Source organism: Bergeriella denitrificans NBRC 102155 (assembly GCF_001592185.1).
Lineage (GTDB): Bacteria > Pseudomonadota > Gammaproteobacteria > Burkholderiales > Neisseriaceae > Neisseria > Neisseria denitrificans.
Map to the genome: position 1 here is coordinate 1 of NZ_BCWL01000056.1, position 10,517 is coordinate 10,517.

The 10,517-nt window shown below is 57.0% G+C and carries 10 protein-coding genes and 1 pseudogene; 9 read left to right on the forward strand and 2 right to left on the reverse strand.

What is annotated here, in order from left to right:
* A partial coding sequence (locus BDE01S_RS11560; protein WP_218015853.1) for a hypothetical protein occupies positions 1–249 on the reverse strand: 249 nt, incomplete at its 3' end.
* On the opposite strand from BDE01S_RS11560, the gene BDE01S_RS04785 reads away from it, so the two are divergent.
* From BDE01S_RS04785 to BDE01S_RS04820, 9 genes and pseudogenes are all read left to right on the forward strand, one after another.
* Complete coding sequence (locus tag BDE01S_RS04785; protein WP_066078009.1) at positions 248–2,473, forward strand: NADP-dependent isocitrate dehydrogenase; 2,226 nt, start codon at positions 248–250, stop codon at positions 2,471–2,473. The two genes, BDE01S_RS11560 and BDE01S_RS04785, sit on opposite strands and share 2 nt — an antisense overlap.
* Positions 2,474–2,697: 224 nt before the next feature.
* Positions 2,698–3,177, forward strand: a complete 480-nt coding sequence (gene ispF, locus BDE01S_RS04790) for a 2-C-methyl-D-erythritol 2,4-cyclodiphosphate synthase (RefSeq protein ID WP_066078011.1) — start codon at positions 2,698–2,700, stop codon at positions 3,175–3,177.
* A gap of 72 nt (positions 3,178–3,249) precedes the next feature.
* Positions 3,250–3,924, forward strand: coding sequence for a ribose-5-phosphate isomerase RpiA (rpiA, locus tag BDE01S_RS04795; RefSeq protein WP_066078012.1), 675 nt, complete (start codon positions 3,250–3,252; stop codon positions 3,922–3,924).
* A gap of 95 nt (positions 3,925–4,019) precedes the next feature.
* Positions 4,020–4,718 carry a thermonuclease family protein gene (locus tag BDE01S_RS04800; protein ID WP_066078013.1) on the forward strand — a complete coding sequence of 233 codons (699 nt, stop codon included), beginning with the start codon at positions 4,020–4,022 and terminating at the stop codon, positions 4,716–4,718.
* 256 nt (positions 4,719–4,974) lie between these two features.
* A pseudogene (locus tag BDE01S_RS11675) lies at positions 4,975–5,670 on the forward strand (uroporphyrinogen-III synthase); the annotation flags it as partial.
* 24 nt (positions 5,671–5,694) lie between these two features.
* Positions 5,695–7,128 (forward strand): uroporphyrinogen-III C-methyltransferase, encoded by a 1,434-nt coding sequence (locus BDE01S_RS11680; RefSeq protein WP_416178192.1) that lies wholly within the window; start codon positions 5,695–5,697, stop codon positions 7,126–7,128.
* Complete coding sequence (locus BDE01S_RS04810) at positions 7,125–8,348, forward strand: heme biosynthesis HemY N-terminal domain-containing protein (protein ID WP_066078017.1); 1,224 nt, start codon at positions 7,125–7,127, stop codon at positions 8,346–8,348. The genes BDE01S_RS11680 and BDE01S_RS04810 overlap by 4 nt, the downstream gene beginning before the upstream one ends.
* 95 nt (positions 8,349–8,443) lie before the next feature.
* Complete coding sequence (gene hemE / locus BDE01S_RS04815) at positions 8,444–9,505, forward strand: uroporphyrinogen decarboxylase (protein WP_066078019.1); 1,062 nt, start codon at positions 8,444–8,446, stop codon at positions 9,503–9,505.
* 96 nt (positions 9,506–9,601) lie between these two features.
* Positions 9,602–10,138 (forward strand): NUDIX hydrolase, encoded by a 537-nt coding sequence (locus BDE01S_RS04820; RefSeq protein WP_066078018.1) that lies wholly within the window; start codon positions 9,602–9,604, stop codon positions 10,136–10,138.
* Positions 10,139–10,253: 115 nt separating this feature from the next.
* Here BDE01S_RS04820 and BDE01S_RS11565 read toward each other — a convergent pair.
* The coding region (locus BDE01S_RS11565; RefSeq protein WP_218015854.1) for a hypothetical protein at positions 10,254–10,517 on the reverse strand (264 nt) is incomplete at its 5' end.

A 10,517-nucleotide genomic window follows, 5' to 3' on the forward strand; every position in this document is an offset into this window, starting at 1 on the left:
CACAAAGCCGTCTGAAAACCGGATACCGCGTTTTTCAGACGGCTTTTTTGCATCCTTTTGTTCGCAGCGCGTTAAAATATGCCATAATAAGCAAGGGCGGCTTTTTCCGAAGCCGTTGCTGAAAAGAAAAACCTGAGGGTCGGATTTGCTTTGCCGCTCAAAAGCCGCCGGCCGCGCGGGGCGGATTTCCGCTTCGGAAGCGGCGGGCGGGGCAAAGCGGGCGGCCCAACCTACAAGAGAAGATTCCATGACTAACAAAGCCACCATTATTTACACTCATACCGACGAAGCGCCTGCGCTGGCCACCAAATCCCTATTGCCCATCGTGCGCGCGTTTACGCAGTTTGCGGATATTGATGTGAAAACCAGCGATATTTCGCTGGCCGGCCGTATCTTGGCGCAATTTCCGGAATATTTGAGCGAAGCGCAACGCGTACCTGACGCGCTGGCGCAGTTGGGCGAGTTGGTGAAGCAGCCGGATGCGAATGTAATCAAGCTGCCGAACATCAGCGCGTCTGTTCCGCAACTGACTGCCGCGATTAAAGAATTGCAGGCCAAAGGCTTTGCCGTACCGGATTTTCCTGCCGATCCGCAAACCGACGAAGAAAAATCCGTGCTCGAGCGTTACAACCGCATTAAGGGCAGCGCGGTCAATCCGGTATTGCGCGAAGGCAACTCCGACCGCCGTGCGCCGAAAGCGGTGAAAAACTTCGCCAAGAAAAATCCGCACAGCATGGGCGCATGGAGCAAAGATTCCAAAACCCACGTTTCTACGATGACTTCCGGCGACTTTTTCCATAACGAACAATCCGTTACCGTACCGTCTGCTACCTCCGTATCTATCGTTTTCACCGACAATGCGGGCAATAAAAAAGAATTGCGCAAACCGGTCAGCCTGAAAGACGGCGAAATCATCGATGCGACCGTGATGAGCAAAAAAGCGCTGGTGGCTTTCTTGGCCGAGCAAGTGCAGGATGCCAAAGCGCGCGGCGTATTGTTCTCGCTGCACATGAAAGCAACCATGATGAAGGTGTCCGACCCGATTATTTTCGGTCATGCCGTGAAAGCCTTCTTCGCCCCCGTGTTTGAAAAATTCGGCGCGGAATTGGCCGCTGCCGGTGTGAATGTCAACAACGGTTTCGGCAACCTGTTGGCCAACCTGGACAAGCTGCCGTCTGAAACCCGCGCCGCCGTAGAGGCCGAAATCGCCGCCGTATATGCGGCCAATCCTGATTTGGCGATGGTGGATTCCGACAAAGGCATTACCAATCTGCACGTTCCGAGCGATGTGATTGTCGATGCGTCCATGCCCGCAATGATTCGCAGCTCCGGCCAAATGTGGGACAAAGAAGGCAAGCAGCAGGATACCAAAGCCGTGATTCCGGACAGCAGCTATGCAGGCGTGTACCAAGCCACCATCGATTTTTGCCGCGAAAACGGCGCATTCGACCCGACTACTATGGGCACCGTGCCGAATGTCGGCCTGATGGCGCAGGCAGCCGAAGAATACGGTTCGCACGACAAAACTTTTGAAATCGAAGCCGACGGCAAAGTCGAAGTGGTGGATGCAGACGGCAATGTATTGATGGCGCACAACGTTGAAACCGGTGACATTTGGCGCATGTGCCAAACCAAAGACGCTCCGGTTAAAGACTGGGTGCAATTGGCCGTCAACCGCGCACGCCTGAGCAACACTCCTGCCGTGTTCTGGCTGGATGAAAACCGTCCGCACGATGCCAGCCTGATTGCCAAAGTCGAGCAATACTTGGGCGACCACGACACCGACGGCTTGGATATCCGTATCCTCGCGCCGGTGGAAGCCACCAAGTTCAGCCTGCAACGCCTGAAAAACGGTGAAGATACCATTTCCGTAACCGGCAACGTATTGCGCGACTACCTGACCGACTTGTTCCCGATTTTGGAACTGGGCACCAGCGCGAAAATGCTGTCTATCGTACCGCTGATGAACGGCGGCGGCATGTTTGAAACCGGTGCCGGCGGTTCTGCGCCGAAACACGTCCAACAATTCCTCGAAGAAAACCATCTGCGTTGGGACTCTTTGGGCGAATTCCTGGCCCTGGCGGTATCTTTGGAGCATTTGGCGCAAAAAACCGGCAATACCAAAGCACAGGTTTTGGCCGACACGCTGGATGCCGCGACCGAGCAGCTGCTGCTCAACGGCAAATCGCCGAAACGCAAAGCAGGCGAGCTGGACAACCGCGGCAGCCATTTCTACATCGCACTCTACTGGGCGCAAGCTTTGGCCGCGCAAGACAAAGATGCCGAACTGAAAGCCAAGTTCGCACCGTTGGCCGAAACGCTGGCTGCGAATGAAGCCAAAATCGTTGCGGAATTGGCTGCGGGTCAAAACCAAGCAGTCAATATCGGCGGCTATTACAGCCCTGACGAAGAGCTGGCCTCCCAAGCCATGCGTCCGAGCGCGACATTGAACGCCGCTTTGGCAGCGCTGTAAATCTGAAATCCGGCTGACGTGATCAGCCGACAGGCCGTCTGAAAACGCATCTGTTTTCAGACGGCTTTTTTATATTTCACGATAGGCATGGGCTACTTATTTCCCCGACAGCGGCAGGGTAGCCGGAAAAATGGTACACTTCGGCAATCAAATATCAGCCTTGCCCGCAGGCAGGGCAGGCTGTAGCAGTTGCGTTTCATTCCACAGTCATCATAAGGAACACCATGAATATCCGTATCGGACAAGGTTACGATGTCCATCAGTTGGTAGAAGGCCGCGATTTGATACTCGGCGGCGTGAAGATTCCGTTTGAAAAAGGCCTGCTCGGCCATTCCGATGCCGATGCGCTGCTGCACGCCATCACCGATGCGCTGCTGGGTGCGGCAGCCTTGGGCGACATCGGCAAGCTGTTTCCCGATACCGCCGCCGAGCATAAAGATGCCGACAGCCGCGAATTGCTGCGTGCCGCCTACCGCGCGGTGCGCGAAGCAGGCTGGAAAGTGGTGAATGTGGACAGCACCGTTATCGCCCAGCAGCCGAAGCTGCGCCCGCATATCGACGCCATGCGCGCCAATATTGCCGCCGATTTGGGTTTGACGATGGATTGCGTCAACATCAAAGGCAAAACCAATGAAAAGCTCGGTTATTTGGGGCGCATGGAAGCCATCGAAGCACAGGCGGCGGTATTGCTGGCGGCGGTATAGGCGGCGGAGCAACACAATATCATCAAGAAATGTTAAGATAAGGGCATTTCCCATCTGCAAAAAGGCACAATCATGGCAACGCAAGACGAATTGAAACGCATGGCGGCGGAAAAAGCCGTCGAGTTCGTACCCGAAAACGAATACATCGGCATCGGCACCGGCTCTACAGTGAATTTCTTTATCGAAGCTCTGGGCAAAAGCGGCAAAAAAATCAAAGGCGCGGTGTCCACGTCCAAAGAATCCAGCGCTCTGATGGCGCAATACGACATTCCCGAAATCACCTTGGGCGATGTGACCGGCCTGGCGGTGTATGTGGACGGCGCAGACGAAGTCAACCATATGCTGCAGATGATTAAAGGCGGCGGCGGCGCGCATTTGAACGAAAAAATCGTCGCCAGTGCGGCGGATAAATTTATCTGCATTGCCGACGAGAGCAAATATGTTTCGCGCCTGGGCAAATTCCCGCTGCCGGTGGAAGTGATTCCGCACGCGCGCTCGCTGGTGTCGCGCAAGCTGCTGGCGATGGGCGGCCAGCCCGAATTGCGCGTCGGCTTTACCACCTTCAACGGCAACCAGATTGTCGATGTACACAATTTCCCCATCGACCGCCCGGTCAGCATGGAAGACGAAATCAACCGGATTACCGGCGTGGTAGAAAACGGCATCTTCGGCCACGAAGCTGCCGATGTATTGGTGCTGGCTACTGCGGGCGGCGTGAAGGTTTTGAAACCCGGTCAGGAAAACTAATCCGTCGCAGGCCGTCTGAATATCCGGCCGCGCCCGGGTTCGGCGCAGCATTTTCAGACGGCTTTTCCGCAGCACACACATAAAGAAGCAAAGCGATGTATAAATGGCTGGCCGTGGTAACGGCTTTGGCGGCCGCACTCGGTTACAGCAACGATAAAATCCAATGGCTGAAACTCGGCGGCGAAGTAATCGAGCGCGTGAGCAGCGGCAAGAGCGGCGCATGGCAGGGCGTGTTGACCGACCTGATGTCGGCAGCCGGCATCGGACAGCAGGAAGCCGCATCCGAGCGCCGCAACGCCGCCAAGCAAAGCACATATAGCGGTCGCGTGACCCGCGTTTCCGACGGCGATACCCTGCAAGTTACCGACCAACACGGCCGCAAGCACAAAATCCGCATGGCCTATATCGATGCGCCCGAGCTGCAGCAGTCTTACGGCGCACGTTCGCGCGACAATCTCAAAGCCGCCGCAGACGGCGCGAAAGTCAAAGTGCGCGTGTTCGACATCGACCGCTACAACCGCGAAGTGGCGCAAGTATCCAAAGGCGCGACCGATTTAAACCTGATGCAGATTCGCGACGGCGCAGCCTGGCATTACACCAGTTATGCCAAAAAGCAGCAAAGCAAAACCGCCTATGCCGATTACGCCGCCGCGCAAACGCAGGCCCAAAAAGCACGCGCGGGGCTGTGGCGCGGCAAAAATCCGCAAGCACCGTGGGACTACCGCCGCGAGAAAAACGGAAATACAGGCTCGCAAAATTCAGACGGCAGCAAGCCGTGGTTCGGACTGTGGTAAGGCCGTCTGAAAAACGGCGGAATGCAAACAGCGTTATCTAATGCCGAATAATACGGCGTGCTGCGCTTGGTTTTATTCTGATTTTATCCGGTGGTAAAAAGCGGCGGCATTGATGGAGGCAGCCAAGAAACCAGCAAGGCTGACTAAGCCGCACGGCGTGTATTGTCCGCCGCTTGCCGCCCGTTATTTTTGATTGACTTCACCATACGCCCGCTGCCGGCCGCGCCCCGTATGCCCGCAGACGGAGAAACCGATTATGCCCACCATTTTGATTGTCCGCCCCGAAGCGCGTACCGCCGCCGATATTGCCGCCTGCCGCCGCTACGGCTGGGATGCCGTGCCGTTCAGCACGCTGAAAATCGCGGCGGACGAAGCGGCTTTGCAGCGGCTGCCCGCGCAGTTTGCCGAAGCGGATGCGGTGTTTTGGGTCAGCCCGACGGCTGTGGACACCGCCGCGCCGATGCTGGATTTTTCAGACGGCCTGAAAGCGCAGATTACCGTGGGGCAGGCGAGCCGGAAAACCCTGTCGCGTTATGGTGCTCAGACCGTTCACGCCCCGAGCGACGGTAACGACAGCGAAGCGGTGCTGCGTCTGCCGCTGTGGGACGCTTTGCCGCAGGGCGCGAACGTGTTGATTGTGCGCGGCCACGGCGGGCGGGATTTTCTGGCGCAGGCTTTGCGCCGCCGCGGCTTTGAGGTCAATATAGCCGAAGTGTATTTCAGACGGCCTAAGGATTTGAATTGGCAGGATTTTAACCCTGAAGGCGTGCGCGCGGCCTATATTGCATCCGCCGAATCGGTGCGCTCCCTGTTCGGACAAATCCCGCCGCAATACGCCCGATTCTTCAAAACCTTGTTATACTTTACCCACCACCCGCGCGTGGCCGATGCCTTGAGGCAGGCGGGCGCGGAGCAGATTTATGTGGCGGCATCGCCGGAAGCGGCGCTGGCGGCACACTTTCCCAATGGAGCGAATATGAGCCAAGCAGAAAACCAAAAGCCGGAAAACCAAGTTGAGCAGACGCCGCCTGCCGGCAAAGACAGCGCGGCAGCGCAGCAGGCCGAGCGTGCGCAGGAAAACAAGCCGTCTGAAAAAGCGGCTAAGAGTGAAGTAAAGGCCGTAGCAGAAAATACAGCGGTGAAAGCGTCCGACAGCACGCCGCAAGCCGCCGCGCCTGTGGTGATTCAGCAGTCTTCGGGCAAAGGTTTGGCCGCCGGCGCGCTGGTATTGGCGCTGCTGGGCTTGGGCGCAAGCGGATTTCTGTTTGTGCAGGGGCAGAACGTGTTGAAAAACCAAGAGCTGGCGTTTTCACAAAAAATCGACAAAGCCGCTTTGGGCGAGTCGGAAAATGCCGCGCTGCTGAAAGACAACCTCAACCGTCAAACCGTTATCCAAGCCGAATTGGAGCGTTTGGGCAGCGGCCAGAAAGCCAATGCCGAGCAGATTGCCCTGAGCCAAAAAGCCTATCAGGAGCTGCTGAAAGGCCGCGTCGATTGGCTGGTGGACGAAGCCGAAACCATGCTCAATCTTGCTTCCCAGCAGCTGTTGCTCTCGGGTAACGTGCAGGGTGCGGCGGGCGTGTTGGCACACATCGACAGCCGCCTGAGCCGCTTCGACCAAGCGGAGCTGCTGCCGATTAAGCAGGCGGTCAGCAACGATCTGGCAGCCTTGAAAAACCGCCCGTATGTTGATGTATCGGGCACGGCCTTGCGTATTGACCGACTGGAAACTGCCGTATCCGGTCTGCCGCTGGTGGTGGACGGTACGCTGAAGCCGGGTGCGGCGGAAAAAGTCGAAACCGACGCATCGCTTTCCTGGTGGGAAAATGCTTGGGAAAAATCGCTGGGCGCTTTGAAAGGCCTGGTGGAAGTCCGCAAACTGGATAACAACGACGCCATGCTGCTGGCGCCCGAGCAGATGTATTTCGTGCGCGAAAACCTACGCCTGCGCCTGCTGGATGCACGCACGGCCTTGATGCAGCACAACGGCGAGGTGTACCAAAGCGATTTGAACAATGCCGAAGCCGCCGTGAAGCAGTATTTCGACAACAAATCTCCTGCTACCCAATCCTGGCTGAAAGAATTGGCCGAACTCAAAGCCTTGGATGTCCGCATGGTTTCCGATGATGCGCTGAAAGCCAGCCTCGCGGCGGTACGCGCCTATCAGGACGGTGCGCGCATCCGTCCGGCCGCTGCGGATGCCGCCTCGGCTCCGGCTGCTGAGCCTGCTGCCGAAGCCGCCAGCGCTCCGGCTCCTGCTGCTGCTTCAGCCGCTGCACCGGCTGCGGTGACGCCGGAAGCGCCGGCGCTGCCGTCTGAAAATGCAGACAAGCAGCCTGAAGCCGCCAAACCGCAGCAAGGCGGAGAAGCTGCGCCGCAAGCCGATAAAGCGAAAGGGGAAGCCGCATGAAAACGGTTATCTGGATTGTCATCTTATTCGCCGCGGCCGTAGGCTTGGCATTGGTGTCCGGCATTTATACCGGCAATGTATATGTTGTGGTCGGCCAAACCATGCTGCGCGTGAACCTGCACGCCTTTATCCTGGGCTTGATTATCGCCGTTGTGGCGCTGTATTTCCTGGTGGGACTGCTGGCAGGCGTGCTGAACGTACCCGGCCGCCTGCGCCGTTTCGGTGTGGAACGCAAAGGCCGCCAAGCCGCTGCGGCGCTGAATACCGCGGGCTTGTCGTATTTTGAAGGCCGCTTTGAAAAAGCCGAAACCGAAGCCGCCAAAGTGCTGTCCAACAAAGAAGCGGGCGACAACCGCGCGCTGGCCTTGATGCTGGGCGCGCACGCTGCCGACCAAATGGATAATCTGGCTCTGCGCGACCGCTATCTGCAAGACATCGAACTGCTGCCGAAAAAACAGCAGCTTTCCCGCTATCTGCTGCTGGCGGAATCCGCTTTGGGCCGCCGCGATTATCCGACGGTCGAGCAGAATCTGGCCGCCGCCGCCCAAATCAACCCCAATCTGACCCGCCTGGTACGCCTGCAGCTGCGTCATGCTTTCGATAAAGGCAATGCGCTGGAAGTATTGGATAAAGCGGAAAAACTGGCCAAAGCCGGCGCTGTCAGCGAATTTGAAGCGGGCGAATACCAGCTGTGGGCATACCGCCGCCTGTTGGCACAGGTATCCGATGCGGCAGGATTGAAAGCCTGCTTGAAACGCATTCCCGATAATCTGAAAGCCGGTGAACTGTGCGTCGAAATCGCCGGAAAATACGAGCGTTTGGGCTTGTACGGCCAGGCGGTGAAGTGGGTGGACCGCTATTATCCGCAAACCGGCGATACCGCGCTGCTCGAACCTTTTGTCGAAAGCGTGCGCTATCTGAGCGACCGCGAGCAGCAAAAAGCCATCGATACGGCTGAAGGCTGGCTGAAAACCACGCCCGATAATGCCCAGCTGCTGATGTATCTCGGCCAGCTGGCCTACGGCGAGCAGCTGTGGGGTAAGGCGCAGGGCTATTTGGAAGCCAGCATCGCCATCGAGCCGACCCTGAGCGCACATCTGGCATTGGCACGCGTGTTCGATGAAACCGCCCAGCCGCAAAAAGCCGAAGCACAGCGCAAATTGGCGCTGGAAGCGGTGGACGAAGAAGAAGCGCCGCAGCCGGAAACGCAAACGGCCTAAGCCGCAGCGGCAGCCGCCTTGAGAGGCAGGCTGCCGTTGCCGCATACATCAGCCCCGAAGCCGGGCTGTGATTACCTTAAACAGAAAGTATGACCATGACTGCTTTGAAAAACGATACTTTTTTACGCGCTCTGCTCAAAGAGCCGGTCGAATATACCCCCGTGTGGATGATGCGTCAGGCAGGGCGCTACCTGCCGGAATACAAAGCCACCCGCGCCCGCGCGGGCAGCTTTTTGGATTTGTGCAAAAACACCGAATTGGCTACGGAAGTAACCATCCAGCCTTTGGAGCGTTTCGATTTGGACGCGGCCATTTTGTTTTCCGACATCCTGACCGTACCCGATGCCATGGGCTTGGGGCTGTATTTTGCCGAGGGCGAAGGGCCGAAATTCGAGCGCCCGCTGCAGCATGAGGCGGACATTGCCAAGCTGGACGTACCCGATATGGCGAAGCTCGGCTATGTATTCGATGCCGTGACCTCCATCCGCAAAGCCTTAAACGGCCGCGTGCCGCTGATCGGTTTTTCAGGCAGCCCGTTTACCCTGGCCTGCTATATGGTCGAAGGCGGCGGCAGTAAAGAATTCCGCACCATCAAAACCATGATGTATTCGCGCCCGGATTTGCTGCATAAAATTCTGGAGGTCAACGCCCGCGCTGTGACCGCCTATCTGAACGCCCAAATCGATGCCGGCGCGCAGGCCGTGCAGATTTTCGATACCTGGGGCGGCGTATTGAGCGATGCCGCGTTCCAAGAATTCAGCCTGCGCTATATGCAGCAGATTGTGGCCGGCTTGAAGCGCGAAAGCGAAGGCCGCCGCGTACCCGTGATTGTCTTTGCCAAAGGCGGCGGCCTGTGGCTGGAGCAGATGGCCGCCATCGGCGCCGATGCCCTAGGCTTGGATTGGACGTGCAACATCGGCGAAGCACGCCGCCGCGTCGGCGACAAAGTGGCGCTGCAAGGCAATTTCGATCCGTTTGCCCTGTTCGGCACGCCCGAATCCATCCGCAGCGAAGTTGCCCGCATTTTGGCAGGCTACGGCGAAGGCAGCGGCCATGTGTTCAACCTGGGGCACGGCATCAACCAACATGCCGATCCGGAACACGCCAAGATTTTGGTGGACAGCGTACACGAGCTGTCGCGCCGCTATCACCCCTAAAGCCGCCGGCCGCGCAAACAAGCCGTCTGAAAACCGTATTATCTGTTTTTCAGACGGCCTGATGACGGCCGGACAAGCAAGAAAAAGGAAGCCGCTATGACAGATTTGACCGAAACCCGGATTTCCGGCGAAGCCATTTACGAAGGCACGTTTATCACCATCAGCCGCGACCGCGTGCGCCTGCCCAGCGGCAACGAAGGCAGCCGCATCGTCATCCGCCACCCCGGCGCGGCCTGTGTGCTGGCTGTTACCGAGCAGGATGAAGTGGTGTTGGTACGCCAATGGCGCTATGCCGCAGGGCAGGCCGTATTGGAGCTGCCCGCCGGTAAATTGGACGCAGGCGAAGACCCCGCCGAATGCGCACTGCGCGAGTTGGCGGAGGAAACGCCTTACACCGCCGACAGTGTGAAGCTGCTGCATACGTTTTACACCGCCGTTGGCTTCTGCGACGAAAAAATGTACCTCTACCAAGCCGAGGGCGTGCGCTTGGGCAGCACTTTGAGCAATGACGAAGACGAAATCACCGAAACGGTATTGATGAGCCGCGAAGCCGTCAAGCAGGCGTTGCAAAACGACGAAATCCGCGACGGCAAAACACTGGCCGGTTTGCAGTATTGGCTGCTGAACAGCTGATTACCGCGTTTGTAAAAAACAAGCCGTCTGAAAAACAGCGAAAAATTTCAATAATGTAGGACGGGCATCCCTGCCCGTCGCCTTTCTGCAAGGTAAAATAGCTAAATAAAAAGGTCTATCTCACGTAAGTTTGAGATAGGTAAATAGAATATTTTTTAATTTTTAGGAATGTATTTCCGTAGACAGACGGAAGCCGTGAGGATTCGTCATTCCCGCGTAGGCGGGAATCCAGGGTGGAAAATTCCTGAAGCCTTGAAAATATTACAGAAATATCAAAATTCTGGATTCCCGCCTGCGCGGGAATGACGAAAATCTGGCGATTTTCTGCCTGTGTAAATTCATACATTTTTGAAAACAATAAAATATAGTCGTAGAACTT

Coding starts and splice junctions, on each gene's coding strand:
- rpiA (WP_066078012.1), top strand. CDS start 3,250: ATGGCAACGCAAGACGAATTGAAACGCATGGCGGCGGAAAAAGCCGTC.
- BDE01S_RS11680 (WP_416178192.1), top strand. CDS start 5,695: ATGAGCCAAGCAGAAAACCAAAAGCCGGAAAACCAAGTTGAGCAGACG.
- BDE01S_RS04785 (WP_066078009.1), top strand. CDS start 248: ATGACTAACAAAGCCACCATTATTTACACTCATACCGACGAAGCGCCT.
- BDE01S_RS04800 (WP_066078013.1), top strand. CDS start 4,020: ATGTATAAATGGCTGGCCGTGGTAACGGCTTTGGCGGCCGCACTCGGT.
- BDE01S_RS04820 (WP_066078018.1), top strand. CDS start 9,602: ATGACAGATTTGACCGAAACCCGGATTTCCGGCGAAGCCATTTACGAA.
- BDE01S_RS04810 (WP_066078017.1), top strand. CDS start 7,125: ATGAAAACGGTTATCTGGATTGTCATCTTATTCGCCGCGGCCGTAGGC.
- ispF (WP_066078011.1), top strand. CDS start 2,698: ATGAATATCCGTATCGGACAAGGTTACGATGTCCATCAGTTGGTAGAA.
- hemE (WP_066078019.1), top strand. CDS start 8,444: ATGACTGCTTTGAAAAACGATACTTTTTTACGCGCTCTGCTCAAAGAG.